Below are 16,437 nucleotides of genomic sequence, written 5' to 3'. Positions count from 1 at the left end.
TGAGGAAAAAGAATGGAATTACTAAAACTGGTAATTGTGGACGATGAACCAATTTTATTACAGGGACTTTTAGATACCTATGACTGGGAGGGTATGGGATTTGAGGTTGTCGGATCTGCCAAAAGTGGAGTTCAGGCACTGGAAGTCATCAGACGTGAACAGCCACATGTCGTTCTAACCGATATTCGAATGAAGCAAATGACAGGACTTATGGTTATGGAAGAAATTCAAAAAGAACAGATCTCATGTCTTTTTGTAGTACTTAGTGCATACCGTGATTTTGAATATGCAAAACATGCCTGTGATCTTGGCGCCTATGCATATCTTTTAAAACCAATTGATGATGAACAGCTTCGCTCCACAATGACCGGAGCCTATAACACATGTATCAAACAGCTACGCAGTGAAGAAAAATACGAAAGCTGGGAACAACTCCTTTTAAAAGACGGTGACAGTTTTCTGCAGGTTGTAATACAAAAATATGTTCAGAATCTGATTCCGGAGGAAAAGATTGCAGAAGTATTTTCTGTACTTCATGATTTGCCGGATAATCATGATTTTTTTATCACAGTGTGCGCCGATATTGATTTAATTTATAAAATTACAAATTCTTTAGATTATGAAGCATCCAGATATGCCGTAATCCAGGAAATAGAAGCACATGTTTTTGAACATTTTTCGTACTGGAAATTTGAAGGGGAAGACGGCAATTATGTTTTCATTATAAAAACTCAGCAAAAAAATGCAGTAAGGCAGATCAAAACTTTATTAGAACAGGCAAAGAATGAAGAAAAATGTCCGGTCATCGCTTCTATTTCCAAGCCATATAAAGGGATATCCGGAATCAGGAAAAGCTATGAAGAAGCACAAAAATTATTTGGAATTGCCAGTGCTTCCGGTGCCAGTGCGTTTACAATTCCAGAAGATTTAGAAGAACAGGAAGACGATTCGAAGCAGTTTTCTGAAGACAGGGAAATCCGGATTATGAACAGCATACGGAAAAATGATTTTGTGGAACTAAAAGAAACATTTATTGATTTTATTTACCATCTTCCAAAAGAAGAAGCACGGCAATGCCAGTACCTTCATAAAGTTATGCTCCGAGTACAGTTCATGCTTCAGGACACCTATGGTATGAACGAGGATATGAAAAATCAATTTGCAAATTATTATTCTAACCTGAATCATCTGCCGGCTGTAAAAGCAGTAGATGTCTGCTACAAAATTTTATGCCGTGCAATAGAACTGCGTCAGGAAGAAGCCGGAAAAAATGAAACGGGTTATTTTAAAGAATACATGACAGAAGCTGTCGCTTATATCGAAGAACATCTTCAAGAGGAAGACTTGTCAATCATTGCAACAGCAGCTCATGTATATTTAAACCCGGTTTACTTTGGACGTATCTTTAAAAGCACCTTCCATATGACTTTTAAACAGTACCTGGTCAAAAAACGTATGGATAAAGCAAAAAGAATGCTGGAAGAAGGAAATACCAGTATCCGAACAATCTGTGAAGAAGTTGGTATCAGCAATCCTTCTTATTTTTCACAATTATTCAAGCAATATACCGGAAAACTGCCAAGTGAGTATAAAAAGGAATACGAAGTATGAAGCAAAAATATTTAAGTTCAGGTATCCAGAAAAAATATTTAAAATCTACGCTTATATTACTTCTTCTTGCACTTTTATTATCTATGATCGGAGTATGGAGTTATATGCACCATACTTTAAAAAATAATATTATAGAAAAATACGAGTTTGCAGACGAGAAGATGGGAATTTTACTGGATAATCTTTATACGAAATCGAAAGAAGTGACTGCAGAAGCTATTCTTAATGAAACGATCCAAAAAAGTCTGAACGCAGAAGAACTGACTGATAATGAAAAGAATGCCGTTGGCAAATATTTCTCATATCTGGATCTGGATTCTATTCAAGATTATTGTTATATGGATAATAAAGGAAACATATATACCAGATCCTATAGTTATGTAGATGCTTTTGACATTAAAAACACTGTGTTTCAGAAGAAACTTGGTACAGAGTACGCAAAAACAGTCTGGTTCATTGCAAAAGATACACTCTTTAACGGAAAAGAAGATTCCTTGTTCATCACCCGATATGTTCATTCTCTGGACTATCCAAGTGAACCGGGAATTATTATTCTGAAAATGAATCCTTCCTTTTTGAATCATATCGTAACGATGGATTCCGAAAAGGCAGATTCTTCCATTCTAACCGGAATAATGGATCAGAATGGAAATATTTATGCTCTGAATCAGAAAAACACTGCCTTGCCGGACAATGTGACGAAAACTTTGATAAGCGCATGTAAAAAATCCTCTGATACGGGAATTATTCTCAATGGAGAGGCTGTAACGGGTGGTTATCTGTCTGCTTACTATCAAAAGGACTGTTCGTTTTCCATCTTTACGTATGTGCCAAATGAAGTTGTTACAAGTCAGACCACCCAGATTTTAATTGTATTGGTTCTGATTTACCTGATTATTGTAGTATTAGCCCTATTACTCAGTATCTTGTTCTCTAATCGGTTCACCAGACCGGTCCAGGAAATCACCACATATATGACTGGATTTGACGGTGGAGATTATACACATATGCCGGAACTTCACACAAACACGGAATTAGATCAGATTGGACATTCTTACAATGAAATGCTTGGCAATATTGAACAACTTGTCAATGAAATTAAATTACAGGAAAAAGAACTGCGCACCAGTGAATTAAATATGCTGATCAGTCAGATCAATCCACATTTTCTGTATAATACACTGGATACCATCTATATGCTTGCGCGTATGAACAAAGAGGAAACGACCATGCGTATGATCCAGGCTCTTTCAAAGTACCTGCGCCTCTGCCTCAGTAAAGGAAGTGATATTGTATCCGTAGAAGATGAGCTGGAAAATGTGAAAAGCTACATGGAAATCCAGCAGATCCGAAACGTAGATCTGTTTGAGTATGAAATTGACTGTCAGGTCAATGCAAAAGAAAATAAAATCCTGAAGCTGATTCTTCAGCCATTAGTAGAAAATGCAGTAAAATATGGATTCAGTGAAATCTATGAGGGGGGCTATATACGGATACGGATTACAGAAGAAAATGATGTTCTGGTGCTATCTGTCTATAATACCGGCATGCCAATGAATAAAGATATGGTAGAAAAGATCAACGGACTTACGCATTTACCTATTTCTCAGATCAAAGAGGCATTTCCTGACAAAAAACATGGATACGGTGTATTTAATATACTGACTAGACTGCGGTTAAAATACGGTGATAAAATTACATATTACTACGAAACAACCGATGCAAGTACAACTTGTACGATAAAAGTGCCAAAAGGAGGTGAGCAGGAATCATGAAAAAGCAACATATCAAAAAAACAATCCGAAGTATGTTTATACTTCTACTTATGATCTGCCTGCTGACCGGTTGTAAAACATCTGAAAAAAAACTGGCAGAAGAATCCAAAGAACCAGTAAAAATATCCATTATTCTGACCGTGGATCCATCTACCGGAACGAAAAATGAACAGAAAGTAGTGGAAGCATTTAATAAAAAATACAAAGGAACCTATGAACTGGATGTTGACTGGATCGTAGAGACAGAAGCTGACTATCGTCAAAACCTGAAACGATTGAATGCAACCGATGAACTTCCAGATATTATTACAGATCTTCGAATGCTTCCTTCTTTTTATCAGAAAATGATTGCAGAAAACCGAATTGCGGATCTGACTCCATATATTGATGCAGACGAAGAGTGGTCTTCCATGATCGAACCTGTTGTACAGGAAGGCTGCACTTACGCAGACGGAAATATTTATCTTGCACCAATTTCAACTGCGGCTTTTTCCTGCTGCGGCATATTCTGGAATCAGGAATTGTTTAACAAAGCCGGCATTGATTCCTTTCCAACAACATGGGATGAGTTCTGGGCGTGTTGTGACAAACTTACAAACGCAGGTATCACGCCACTGGCACTACATACAGATGGAACGGGATGGGCACCTATGTTACTGGCAAGTGCAGCAGTCGCTTCTTCATCGGAAGAAGGTGCTGAATTTATGAGTCTGATCTATCCGGACACCTACCAGAATGCTTCCGGGCTGGAATTGGCAAATACTTTAAAACGGCTGTTTTCCTATACAACATCGAATGCCCTGTATAATGATTTTGACACGGCATACAATAACTTTTTTACCGGGAAAGCAGCTATGGTTCCAAATGGATATTGGATGATCGACCAGATCCCTGACGGATGGGAACAGTGTGTTCGTTTTTCTTCTTTCCCTGGAAATACACTGGTTTCTTCTCCGGAAACATTTGGCTGGGCACTGACGTCTGGATGCAGTGAAGAAGTAAAAGAAGGAGCACTTGCATTTTTTAAATTCCGGACAGAATTTAATCTTCTGGAAAAAGAAAAGATGTTTTCAATGGAGGAAAAATACATAAGCCAGGTGGAACGCGACTACCTGAAGGCATTTTCGAATTCCCCGACATTTGTTCCGAATTACCAGGTCAAATGGAATTCCGTTTTCCAGGAAAATACTCTCTCCAAATACCTGCCTCAGCTTGCGGAAGGACGTATTACCCCGGAAGATTTTCTAAATTATGCAGATGACAGCATACGACAATTTGAAGAAGAACAATAACGGAAAGTTTAATTTTTTATATTAGAGGTTTTTTTATTGATACAGTTTTACGCAAATTTCCTGCTAAAATATGAGTAAATCAAGAGAACAAAAAAGATTCTCAGAAAGGCGAGGGAACAATTATGAAAATGCGTAAAGTTGTATCAATTTTACTTGTTGCAGCAATGACTATCGGAATGGTAACTGGCTGCGGCAGCTCATCGGGCAAAAAAACTGCAAAGTCTGATGCAAAAGGAAAGGTATATTATCTGAATTTCAAGCCAGAGCAAGATGAGCAATGGCAGGAACTTGCGGAGCAATACACAGATGAAACGGGAGTTCCGGTAACTGTACTCACTGCTGCATCCGGTGAATACGAAAAAACATTAAAATCCGAGATGGCAAAAACAGATGCTCCTACATTATTCCAGGTAAATGGTCCGGTAGGACTTGCAAGCTGGAAAGATTATTGCTATGATCTGAAAGATTCTGATATAGCAAAAGAGCTGACAGATGATGACTTTGCTCTGATGGACGGAGATAAGATGGCAGGTATTGCTTACGTTGTTGAGAGTTACGGTATCATTTACAACAAAGAGCTTCTTAAAAAAGCAGGTTACTCCGCATCAGATATCACAAACTTTGACAGCTTCAAGAAAGTTGTGGAAGACATTACAGCAAATAAAGACAAACTTGGATTCTCTGCATTTACATCAGCAGGTATGGACGGTTCTTCTGACTGGAGATTTAAAACTCATCTGGCAAACCTTCCAATCTACTATGAGTATAAAGCAGACGGTATTGATAATACAGATGCAATCAAAGGTACATACCTTGACAACTATCGTCAGATCTGGGATCTGTACATCAACAACGCAACTTGCGAGCCAACTGCTCTTTCTACAAAGACAGCTGATGATGCAACTGCAGATTTCGTAACAGAAGAGGCTGTATTCTATCAGAACGGTACATGGGAATACAACAACATCAAAGATATTGGTGATGATAATCTTGGAATTCTTCCTATCTACATTGGTGTAGACGGAGAGGAGAATCAGGGAATCTGTACTGGTACAGAGAACTACTGGTGTGTAAACTCCAAAGCTTCAGAAGATGACATTCAGGCTACTTTAGACTTCATGAACTGGTGTGTAACATCTGATACAGGCGTTAATGGTCTTTGCAAAGAAATGGGATTCACGATTCCATTCAAAGCAAATCTTGATTCTGATAACGTACTTGTAAATGAAGCAAACAAATATCTGGAAGATGGCAAAACTCCTGTTTCATGGAACTTCTCAACAATGCCTTCTGAGGAGTGGAAGAATGGTGTTGGTTCTGCATTAACTGCATATGCAGCAGATCAGACAGATGCGAACTGGGCAAAAGTTGTAAGTGCTTTTGTAGACGGCTGGGCAACTGAAGCAGCAGCTTCCAAATAAGAAATATCAAATATTAATCGTGATATGTTCATGCGGCGGGCAGGGTCAATTCTCCCGCCGCTTTTAAGGAAAGGGGGCGCCTTTTATGCAAAAGGCTGTAAAACGCTATATGCCCATATTCGTACTTCCTACATTCTGTGCGTTTATCTTGGGCTTTATCATTCCTTTTATCATGGGAATCTGGCTTTCATTCTGTAAATTCACAACGGTAACAGATGCGAAATTCATCGGATTTTCCAACTACAAAAAGGCTTTTGAAGACACGGTATTCCGTCATTCTTTCTGGTACACTGCATTGTTTGCAGTTGCATCTTTAATTATTATTAATGCCGTTGCTTTCGCTCTGGCAAGTGCACTTACCAAGAATATGCGTGGTACTAATATTTTCCGTACTATTTTCTTTATGCCGAACCTGATTGGTGGAATTGTTCTTGGTTATATCTGGCAGTTAATTTTTAATGGTATTCTTGAAAAATACGGAACTGCACTTGCATTAAACGAATGGTACGGATTCTGGGGACTGATCATTCTTGTAAGTTGGCAGCAGATTGGTTATATGATGATCATCTATATTGCAGGTCTTCAATCTATTCCGGGTGATGTTATGGAAGCGGCACAGATCGATGGTGCCGGAAAATGGACAAAATTATTCAAAGTCACGATTCCAATGATGATGCCATCCATTACCATTTGTATGTTCTTATCACTGACAAACGGATTTAAATTATTTGACCAGAACTTATCACTGACAGCCGGTGAACCTTCCAAGATGTCTGAGATGATGGCACTGAACATCTTTAACACGTTTTACGGACGTACTGGATGGGAAGGTGTCGGACAGGCAAAAGCCGTTCTGTTCTTTGTTCTTGTCGTTGCAATTAGTATGATTCAGTTACATATGACTCGTTCCAAGGAGGTGCAGCAATAAATGAAAAAGGAAAGAAGTGCTCTTAGCACAGCCGGAACCGGTATATTTACAATTGTAGGAATTGTCTATATACTGCCTATTTTAATCGTACTTATGAATTCTTTTAAAAAGAAGGTTTATATTAATAAACAGCCATTCCAGCTTCCGGATGGAAAAACGATGGCCGGACTTGAAAACTACATGACTGCAATTGATAAATATAATCTTCTAAGTGCAGTTGGCTGGACAGTATTTATTACTGTTGGATCTGTTCTTGTAATTCTTGTATGTACTTCTATGTGTGCATGGTACATTACAAGAGTCAAATCTAAATTTACAAAAATGCTTTACCTTTTATGCGTATTTTCAATGGTCGTACCTTTCCAGATGGTTATGTTCACCCTGTCACTGGTTGCTGACCGTACCGGACTTCGTACTCCTTGGGGTATCATTATTATTTATCTGGGCTTTGGTGCAGGTCTTGCAGTATTTATGTTCTGTGGATTTGTCAAATCAATTCCAATCGAGATAGAGGAAGCAGCAATGATAGACGGCTGCACACCAATCCGTACATTTTTCAGTGTAGTACTTCCGATCATGAAACCGACCTACATCTCTGTTGGTATTCTTGAGACAATGTGGATCTGGAATGACTTCCTACTTCCTTATCTGGTACTGGATCTGAACAAATATAAGACAATTTCTATCGCAATCCAGTATATGAAGGGAAGCTACGGCCGTGTTGATATGGGTGCTGTTATGGCTGCTTTGATTCTTGCAGTTATCCCTGTCATCATCTTTTATCTGTCCTGTCAGAAACATATTATCAAGGGTGTGGCAGCAGGAGCCGTTAAAGGTTAGGTACATGCCTGAAAAAAGGAGTTTATATCATGAGACAAAGTGGAATTTTAATGCCGGTATCTGCACTTCCTGGTGCATACGGAATCGGATCATTTTCAAAGGAAGCTTATAAATTTGTCGACTGGCTGCAAAAAAGCGGCCAGTCACTGTGGCAGATTCTGCCACTTGGCCCGACCAGTTATGGGGATTCTCCTTACCAGTCATTTTCGACTTTTGCCGGAAATCCTTATTTTATTGATCTTGAAACACTGGCCCGGGAAGGACTGCTTGAAGACGACATATGCAGGCAGGCAGATTTTGGTAATAATTCGAATCAGATAGATTATGGCATGCTTTATCAGAACCGATTTCATATCTTAAAGGTAGCTTATGAACATGCAAAAGAACAGCAGATCATGAATTCTTCTGATTACGTGGATTTTCTGAACGAACAAAATGAATGGCTTTCAGACTATGCTCTTTATATGTCTGTAAAAGATTATTTTCATGGAGCTGGCTGGAATCTATGGGAGGAAAATATCCGTCTTCGCAGACCAGATGCAATTTCGCATTATCAGGACTTACTTACAGATGAAATTCATTTTTATCAGTTTCTACAATACGAATTCTACAAACAATGGAACATGTTAAAAGAATATGCAAATCAAAAAGGGATTCAGATTATTGGAGATATCCCAATTTATGTTGCTTATGACAGTGCAGATGTGTGGGCACACCCAGAGTTGTTCCAATTAGATGAAAGTGGACAGCCAACAGCAGTAGCCGGATGTCCTCCGGATGGTTTTTCTGCTACCGGACAGCTTTGGGGAAATCCTTTATATCGGTGGGATTATCACAAAGAAACCGGATTTTCCTGGTGGGTAAACCGGATCCGAGGTTGTTTTAGACTATATGATATTATACGAATTGACCATTTCCGGGGCTTTGATGAATATTACAGCATTCCTTATGGTGATCCAACTGCTGAAAACGGGCACTGGGAAAAGGGGCCTGGTATGGATTTATTTCACAAAATAAAACAAGAACTTGGTGATCTTCCAATTATTGCTGAGGATCTTGGATTTTTGACAGATTCCGTAAAACAACTTTTAAAAGATAGTGGGTACCCAGGTATGAAAGTTCTTCAATTTGCTTTTGATTCCAGGGAAGACAGTGATTATCTTCCACACAATTATCATCCAAACTGTGTTGTATACACCGGTACCCATGATAATGATACGCTTCAAGGATGGTATCAAGCTTTAAAAGAAGAAGATAAAGAAATGGCTTTGGAATATATTGGAAATCGATTTACTCCGGAAGCAGACATTCATTGGGATTATATTCGGCTCGCTATGAGAAGTGTGGCAGATACATGTATTATTCCTGTTCAGGACTACTTAGGTCTTGGCTGCGAAGCACGCATAAATACCCCTTCTACATTAGGCGGAAACTGGATCTGGCGTTCAGACGCAGACAGCTTCACGGATAATCTGGCAGCAAAAATTAAAAAAATTACTCAATTATGCGCGCGCAGTTTACAACAAAAAGGAGAGTAACAATGAATTACAAAAAATATTTGGAAGACCAGCTTCAGACATCTATTGAAGCAGCTGATCATAAAAGTGTTTATTATGCACTGCTTCATCTGACAAAAGAATTATGCAAAGAGAAAACAGCAAATCAAGGAACAAAAAAGATTTACTACATTTCGGCAGAATTTTTGATAGGAAAACTTCTTTCCAACAATTTGATCAATCTTGGAATCTACGATGATATAAAGAAGCTTTTACATGAAAACGGAAAATCTCTGGAGGAAATTGAAGAATTCGAACCGGAACCATCACTTGGAAATGGCGGGCTCGGCCGCCTGGCTGCTTGTTTTCTTGATTCTATAGCAACACTTGGACTTCCGGGATCGGGAATTGGTCTGAATTATCATTACGGTCTCTTCCGACAGGTTTTTGAAAACAAAAAGCAAAAAGAGTTGAAAAATCCATGGATTGAAAAAGAAAACTGGCTTATAAAAACAGATGTTCATTTTCCGGTTCAGTTTGGTTCTTTTACTTTACAGGCGTCCATGTATGACATTGACATTCCCGGATATGGTAACGGAATCAACAAACTACATCTTTTTGATGCAGACTCCATTGATGAATCACTTGTGACAGATGGCATTCATTTTAACAAAGAAAATATTCCCAAAAACCTGACTTTATTCTTATACCCGGATGACAGTGACAAAGCCGGACATCTGCTCCGTATTTATCAGCAGTATTTTATGGTCTGCTGTGGTGCAAAGCTTATTTTAAAAGAACTAAAAGAACAGAATTTTGAACTTACTTCGCTTCCTGAACATGTTGTCATTCAGATTAATGATACCCATCCATCTATGATCATCCCGGAACTTATCCGGCTTCTCATGGAGCAAGGCATTGACTTTGATACTGCAACTGATCTCGTATCCAGAACATGTGCCTATACAAATCACACGATTCTGGCAGAAGCTTTGGAAAAATGGCCGCTCGATTATCTGAATGAGGTCGTGCCGCAACTGGTTCCGATTATTGAAAAATTAGACGCTAAAGCAAAAGAAAAATATAAAGATGAGTCTGTTGCGATCATTGATTCGCAAGACCGTGTGCATATGGCTCACATGGACATTCACTATGGCTTTAGTGTAAACGGAGTTGCAGCCCTCCACACAGATATTTTAAAAAACTCCGAATTAAAAGCTTTTTATCAGATCTATCCGGAAAAATTTAATAATAAAACAAATGGTATTACATTCCGCCGCTGGTTGATGCACTGTAATTTGGAACTTTCGGAATATATCAGCAGTCTAATCGGTGATTCCTGGAAGAAAGATTCCTCGAAACTTGAAAAACTTCTTGAGTATCAGAACGATACTAAGGTATTGAATCATTTTCTTAAGATCAAGCAGAAGAATAAGCAAAAACTATGTATGCATTTAAAAGAAAAGCAAGATTTGGACATTGATCCGAATTCCATTTTTGATATTCAGATCAAAAGACTGCACGAATACAAAAGACAGCAGTTAAATGCGCTTTATGCCATTTATAAATATAAACAGATCAAATCCGGCCAGCTTCCACAGAGGCCGATCACCATGATCTTTGGGGCAAAAGCTGCACCTGCTTATACACTTGCAAAAGATATCATCCATCTGATCCTTTGCCTCCAAAAGCTTACGTTATCAGATCCTGAGGTATCACCTTATTTAAAAGTGATTATGGTTGAAAATTATAATGTTACAGAGGCATCTCATCTAATACCTGCCTGTGATATTTCTGAACAGATTTCGCTTGCATCAAAAGAAGCAAGTGGAACCGGCAATATGAAATTCATGCTGAACGGAGCTGTGACACTGGGAACTATGGATGGCGCCAATGTTGAAATCTGTAATCTGGTCGGAAAAGATAACATTTATATTTTTGGTAAATCCAGTCAGGAAGTGATTCAATTATATGAGACGTCCGGATACCATTCTGACCAATATTACGACAATGATCCACTGATACAAAATCTCGTTGATTTTATTATCAGCAAAGAAATGATACGTATCGGTGACCCGGAAAACCTGTGCCGGTTATACAAAGATTTGATCAGTAAAGACTGGTTTATGACTTTGCTCGATTTAAAAGAATACATTGCTGTGAAAGAGAACGTAATGGCTGACTACGAGGATCGTATGAACTGGGCTGGAAAAATGTTAATAAATACTGCAAAAGCCGGATATTTTTCTTCTGATCGGACCATTGCCGAATATAACCGGGATATCTGGAAACTTTAATCGTATACTTGTCTGAAACATAAATATGAGCTATACTAAACCAAGGCCATTTTTCGCGGAAGCTAAAATGGCTTTGGTTTTTTCGTTATCGATTACATGTACAAGGAGGAAAACATGATCAGAATCAGTCAGTTAAAGCTTCCGGTTACTCATAAAAAAAGTGACCTCGAAAAGAAAATATATACAACATTAAAAATTTCCAGTTCAGATCTTCTGACCTGGCATATTGAAAAAAAATCTCTGGATGCCAGAAAGAAACCAAATCTTTTTTATGTTTACACGATTGCAGCAAACGTTCAGAATGAAAAGCGGATCATTAAAAAGAACCGGAATAAAAATATTACAATAAAAGAAGAAAATGATAGCTATCATTGCACTCCGACCGGAACACATGTACTGACTTACAGGCCTGTTGTAATCGGGACCGGACCGGCCGGTCTGTTCTGTGGTTATGCGCTTGCACGTATGGGATACCGTCCAATTCTTTTAGAACGTGGTGCTTCTATGGAAGAGCGCCAGAAAGACGTACAAGATTTCTGGAAAACAGGCAAACTAAATCCTGAGTCTAATGTCCAGTTCGGCGAAGGCGGTGCAGGTACATTTTCGGATGGGAAGTTAAATACGCTTGTACACGATACCCATAACAGAGGAAAGGAAGTCCTACGTCTTTTTGTGAAATATGGGGCACCGGAATCCATTCTTTATGATGCAAAGCCACATATCGGAACTGATATTCTGGCAAAGGTCGTTAAAAATATACGTGAGGCAATCATCTCTATGGGTGGTGAAGTTCGTTTTCATACAAAAGTGACAGGAATCCGTACAAAACGCAGCATTGATTTTTCAGATGAGCCGGCACTTGCGATGCTTCATCTGGAAGATACCAGAACAAACATCGGAGAAGATTTACTGACGGACGTTGCAATACTTGCCATTGGTCACAGCGCCAGAGACACTTTTGGGCTTTTAAATCTCTCAGATATAAAAATGGAGCCAAAACCATTCGCTGTAGGCGTACGCGTAGAACATCCACAAGATATGATTGACGAATCTCAATATGGTAAAAATGCACCTGAGAGCCTTCCTGCTGCTGCATATAAATTAACAGCTAAGACAAAAGAGGGCAGAGGTGTCTATACTTTCTGCATGTGTCCAGGCGGTTATGTAGTAAATGCTTCATCTGAAGAGAACCGACTTGCAGTAAACGGCATGAGTTATAGCGGGCGAAATGGCAAAAATGCCAATAGTGCAGTAATCGTAACCGTCTCACCGGAAGATTTCCCAGAAAAAGGCATCCTCGGAGGTCTGGCTTTTCAGCGCCAATTAGAAGAGGCTGCATTTGCTGAAGGGCAAGGGAAGATTCCGGTCCAGCTTTTTGGTGACTTTAAGAAAAATGTGCCATCTTCCAGTGCAGGTGCTATAGCCCCACAGATGAAAGGTGCTTATAGCTGGGGCAATGTAAGGAGCATTTTCCCTGAGTTTATTGCGAGATGCCTGGAAGAGGGAATTACGGAATTTGGAAAGAAAATCCCAGGCTACGACCGCGATGATGCAGTCCTCTCCGGTGTAGAAAGCCGTACCTCTTCACCAGTCCGTATTCTGCGTGACGAGACCTTGCAAAGTTCTGTAAAAGGACTTTATCCATGCGGGGAAGGTGCAGGATATGCAGGCGGTATTACATCAGCCGCCATGGATGGACTGAAAGTGGCAGAAGCTGTCAGTCAAAAATACATGGCTTTCGACAATCCTAAGAATGTTTAAGAATTTTTTAAGGGTATAAGTCTATACACATTTTCAGAAATGTGCTAAAATGTATGGAGTTTTCAGATAGAAGAAACATGAGGAGGAGTACATATGAAAGGAGCAGGCGGAAAGAACTCCTGGGCACTTTTTCTGTTGTTATTAACAGGAATCGTCCTTGGAGGCTTTATTGGCATGCTGGCAGAAGGGGTGCCGGCACTTAGCTGGCTTGGCTATGGGCAGACGTTCGGGCTTGATACACCGATTGTAGTCAATCTGGGACTTCTGGTCATTACATTTGGTCTTACGATCAAGATTACAATTGCCAGCATTATAGGCGTTGTGATTGCAATTATCATTTACCGCTTCTTATAGTCTACCGAAGAGAATCATCGAATCTAAAGGAATATATGAATCAAAAAGTTACCATGAAAGAGATACCGAGTGCCGACAGGCCTTATGAAAAATGCGAAAAGCTCGGCGCCGGTGCTCTGAGTGACACAGAACTTTTAGCTGTGCTGCTTCGGACCGGTACGAGAGGGGAGAATGCTCTCGAACTTGCCAGCCGTATTCTTTATCACAACGGCGAAAGCGGAATTCTCGGTATTCATCAGTTCAGTATTGAGCGATTGAAGAAAATTCACGGTGTCGGACGCGTGAAAGCAGTCCAGCTATCCTGTATCTCAGAGCTTGCGAAGAGACTTTCCAAAGCCTCTGCCGGGGAATTATTAAGTTTTGAAAATCCGGATTCGATTGCAAGGTACTACATGGAAGATCTCCGGCATGAAAAGCAGGAAATCATGAAACTGCTCATGCTGAATTCCAAATCAAAACTCATTGGCGAAACGAATATATCAAAAGGAACGGTGAATGCTTCCTTAATTACGCCAAGAGAATTATTTATTGAAGCATTACAAAAGAATGCTGTATTTGTTATTATTTTACATAATCATCCAAGTGGTGAGCCGACACCAAGCAGGGAAGACCGGCTCATTACAAGGCGCATTCAGGATGCGGGAGCTCTAATCGGGATCGAGCTTTTAGATCACATCATCATTGGGAATAATTGTTATGTGAGTTTTCGCGAAGAAGGAATGCTGTAGAAAGGATTTGAATCATATGGCAAGGAACACCTATGGACTGGATCTGGGATCCTACGAAATCAAAGTCTATGACAAAAAGCAAGATACCATCTGGAAAGAAAAGAATGTGCTTGCAGTTCAGGATAAAAAAGAAATTATTGCAATCGGTGAAGATGCTTATCAGATGTATGAAAAGACTCCACCGGATATTGAAGTTGCATTTCCAATGCGTGACGGCGTTATTTCCCGTTTCAATGATATGCAGAACCTGCTTCAGAATATTCTAAAAAAGAACCGACATTTCAGCCGGGGTGCAGAATATGTGATTGCGGTACCAACTGATGTAACTGAGGTACAGAAAAAAGCCTTTTTTGACCTTGTGATCCACTCAAATGCAAAGGCACGAGAAGTTAATATCGTAGAACGTTCCATTGCCGATGCAGTCGGTCTTGGTATTGATGTCCAAAATACAACGGGTGTTATGATTATTAATTTCGGTGGTGAGACAACCGAATTATCCGTCCTCACCGAAGGTGGTATCGTCTTTAACCGCCTGTTAAAACTTGGCGGTACAACACTGGATCAGGAAATTGTGAATCTTGTACGGAACAGTCATGATTTTTTGATTGGAAGTAGAACGGCAGAAATATTAAGACAGCAGTTCGATGTTTTTAACGGCGATTCTGAGACCGCTTTCTCTGTAGCAGGAAGGGATTTGATCACCGGACTCCCTATGCGAAAGACCATTTCCATCACACTTGTAAGAGCCGCATTTAAAGATACTCTTCTGGAATGTATGAAAGCCGTCCGCTCTATGTTGGACCGTACACCGCCGGAGATCCGAAAAGCTATTTACCAGAATGGGATTTATCTGACTGGTGGAATTGCGAATATGAGCGGTCTGGATGCTTATGTAGAAAGTATGACTAAAATCCACACAACTGTTGCTGAAAAACCGGGCATTTGTGCAGTTAATGGGTTAAAGAAAATCATGCTTTCCAAGGATCTCAGTAAATTAGCATACTCAATGTTAGACGAAAGTTATAGGTGGATGAGATAATATGAAGATAAAAAACCAATCCTCAATTCCAAGTAAATACTGGTTGGCAATCATTGCAGTCATCTGTGTGATTCTTTTGGGAATCGATCAGGTGACAGACGGCGGGGGGCCGCTTCGATTTATCGGTGATTATACAGTTGTTCCAATGCAGAAAGGTATCAGCTATGTTGGAAGATGGTTAAGTGATCTTTCTGATAACTTTGAGACACTTCAGGATATGAAAAAGCAAAATGAAACTTTGCAGTCCAAAGTAGATGAACTGACTATTGATAATACAAGACTTCGCCAGGACGAATACGAATTAGAACGTCTGCGCGATCTGTACAAACTGGATCAGAACTACTCTGATTACGAAAAAATCGGTGCACATGTCATTGCGAACAACGGAACGAACTGGTTCAGTGATTTTACTATAGACAAAGGAAGTGCAGACGGCATCAAAGTGAACTGTAACGTACTGGCCGGGAGCGGGCTGGTAGGACTTGTCACAGAAGTTGGTCCCCACTATGCGAGAGTACGTTCAATCATTGACAATTCCAGCAACGTAAGTGCTATGATCCTCTCTACTTCAGATACCTGCATCGTGCGTGGAGATTTGAAATTAATGGACGATGGACGTCTTCGTTTTGAAAAGCTGGCTAATAATGACAATGACATAAAGGTCGGTGAACAGGTTGTTACTTCCTATGTAAGTGACCGCTTTGTTCAAGGTCTCTTTATCGGATATATCAGTGAGATCAATGTGGATTCCAATAACCTGACTCGTTCCGGTTATATCACACCTGCGGTAGATTTTAGCAAAATTCAGGAAGTCCTTGTTCTCACAAAGACAAAAGAAGATATGACGAACGGGGCAGACGATGAGTCTGCTTCCGACACAGCAAAGGGAGAGTAG

At 39.8% G+C, this 16,437-nt stretch carries 13 protein-coding genes; all 13 read left to right on the top strand.

Annotated elements, in window-relative coordinates; genetic code table 11:
- The first annotated feature begins 12 nt into the window (after positions 1-12).
- The gene (locus NQ560_RS07750) at positions 13-1,611 is read left to right on the top strand and encodes a response regulator (protein WP_005332716.1); all 1,599 of its coding nucleotides are present in this window, start codon (positions 13-15) and stop codon (positions 1,609-1,611) included.
- Positions 1,608-3,386, top strand: coding sequence for a sensor histidine kinase (locus tag NQ560_RS07745; RefSeq protein WP_005332724.1), 1,779 nt, complete (start codon positions 1,608-1,610; stop codon positions 3,384-3,386). The genes NQ560_RS07750 and NQ560_RS07745 overlap by 4 nt, the downstream gene beginning before the upstream one ends.
- Positions 3,383-4,678, top strand: coding sequence for an ABC transporter substrate-binding protein (locus tag NQ560_RS07740; RefSeq protein WP_005332725.1), 1,296 nt, complete (start codon positions 3,383-3,385; stop codon positions 4,676-4,678). The genes NQ560_RS07745 and NQ560_RS07740 overlap by 4 nt, the downstream gene beginning before the upstream one ends.
- A gap of 122 nt (positions 4,679-4,800) precedes the next feature.
- Complete coding sequence (locus NQ560_RS07735) at positions 4,801-6,099, top strand: ABC transporter substrate-binding protein (RefSeq protein WP_005332726.1); 1,299 nt, start codon at positions 4,801-4,803, stop codon at positions 6,097-6,099.
- A gap of 85 nt (positions 6,100-6,184) precedes the next feature.
- Positions 6,185-7,027, top strand: coding sequence for a carbohydrate ABC transporter permease (locus NQ560_RS07730; protein WP_005332727.1), 843 nt, complete (start codon positions 6,185-6,187; stop codon positions 7,025-7,027).
- Positions 7,028-7,867, top strand: a complete 840-nt coding sequence (locus NQ560_RS07725) for a carbohydrate ABC transporter permease (protein WP_005332728.1) — start codon at positions 7,028-7,030, stop codon at positions 7,865-7,867.
- 29 nt (positions 7,868-7,896) lie between these two features.
- On the top strand, positions 7,897-9,405 hold the full coding sequence (gene malQ, locus NQ560_RS07720; protein ID WP_005332729.1) for a 4-alpha-glucanotransferase: 1,509 nt from the start codon (positions 7,897-7,899) through the stop codon (positions 9,403-9,405).
- 2 nt (positions 9,406-9,407) lie between these two features.
- Entirely contained in the window at positions 9,408-11,660 is a 2,253-nt protein-coding gene (locus NQ560_RS07715; RefSeq protein WP_005332730.1) for a glycogen/starch/alpha-glucan phosphorylase, read from the top strand.
- A gap of 114 nt (positions 11,661-11,774) precedes the next feature.
- Complete coding sequence (locus NQ560_RS07710) at positions 11,775-13,421, top strand: NAD(P)/FAD-dependent oxidoreductase (RefSeq protein WP_040015446.1); 1,647 nt, start codon at positions 11,775-11,777, stop codon at positions 13,419-13,421.
- 93 nt (positions 13,422-13,514) lie between these two features.
- Positions 13,515-13,775, top strand: coding sequence for a DUF4321 domain-containing protein (locus tag NQ560_RS07705; RefSeq protein ID WP_005332732.1), 261 nt, complete (start codon positions 13,515-13,517; stop codon positions 13,773-13,775).
- Positions 13,776-13,810: 35 nt separating this feature from the next.
- Entirely contained in the window at positions 13,811-14,503 is a 693-nt protein-coding gene (gene radC / locus NQ560_RS07700) for a RadC family protein (RefSeq protein WP_005332734.1), read from the top strand.
- A 16-nt stretch (positions 14,504-14,519) separates the two neighbouring features.
- Complete coding sequence (locus NQ560_RS07695; RefSeq protein WP_005332736.1) at positions 14,520-15,542, top strand: rod shape-determining protein; 1,023 nt, start codon at positions 14,520-14,522, stop codon at positions 15,540-15,542.
- Between the two features lies 1 nt (position 15,543).
- On the top strand, positions 15,544-16,437 hold the full coding sequence (mreC, locus tag NQ560_RS07690; RefSeq protein ID WP_005332737.1) for a rod shape-determining protein MreC: 894 nt from the start codon (positions 15,544-15,546) through the stop codon (positions 16,435-16,437).

It is taken from the genome of Dorea formicigenerans (genome assembly GCF_025150245.1).
Taxonomy (GTDB): Bacteria; Bacillota; Clostridia; order Lachnospirales; family Lachnospiraceae; genus Dorea; species Dorea formicigenerans.
Note: the sequence above shows the minus strand (reverse complement) of the source record. Positions and strands in the feature narration are given on the sequence as shown.

What these genes read in the sequence shown, in the direction of transcription:
- NQ560_RS07750 (WP_005332716.1), top strand. Translation starts at nt 13, where the DNA reads ATGGAATTACTAAAACTGGTAATTGTGGACGATGAACCAATTTTATTA.
- NQ560_RS07745 (WP_005332724.1), top strand. Translation starts at nt 1,608, where the DNA reads ATGAAGCAAAAATATTTAAGTTCAGGTATCCAGAAAAAATATTTAAAA.
- NQ560_RS07740 (WP_005332725.1), top strand. Translation starts at nt 3,383, where the DNA reads ATGAAAAAGCAACATATCAAAAAAACAATCCGAAGTATGTTTATACTT.
- NQ560_RS07735 (WP_005332726.1), top strand. Translation starts at nt 4,801, where the DNA reads ATGAAAATGCGTAAAGTTGTATCAATTTTACTTGTTGCAGCAATGACT.
- NQ560_RS07730 (WP_005332727.1), top strand. Translation starts at nt 6,185, where the DNA reads ATGCAAAAGGCTGTAAAACGCTATATGCCCATATTCGTACTTCCTACA.
- NQ560_RS07725 (WP_005332728.1), top strand. Translation starts at nt 7,028, where the DNA reads ATGAAAAAGGAAAGAAGTGCTCTTAGCACAGCCGGAACCGGTATATTT.
- malQ (WP_005332729.1), top strand. Translation starts at nt 7,897, where the DNA reads ATGAGACAAAGTGGAATTTTAATGCCGGTATCTGCACTTCCTGGTGCA.
- NQ560_RS07715 (WP_005332730.1), top strand. Translation starts at nt 9,408, where the DNA reads ATGAATTACAAAAAATATTTGGAAGACCAGCTTCAGACATCTATTGAA.
- NQ560_RS07710 (WP_040015446.1), top strand. Translation starts at nt 11,775, where the DNA reads ATGATCAGAATCAGTCAGTTAAAGCTTCCGGTTACTCATAAAAAAAGT.
- NQ560_RS07705 (WP_005332732.1), top strand. Translation starts at nt 13,515, where the DNA reads ATGAAAGGAGCAGGCGGAAAGAACTCCTGGGCACTTTTTCTGTTGTTA.
- radC (WP_005332734.1), top strand. Translation starts at nt 13,811, where the DNA reads ATGAATCAAAAAGTTACCATGAAAGAGATACCGAGTGCCGACAGGCCT.
- NQ560_RS07695 (WP_005332736.1), top strand. Translation starts at nt 14,520, where the DNA reads ATGGCAAGGAACACCTATGGACTGGATCTGGGATCCTACGAAATCAAA.
- mreC (WP_005332737.1), top strand. Translation starts at nt 15,544, where the DNA reads ATGAAGATAAAAAACCAATCCTCAATTCCAAGTAAATACTGGTTGGCA.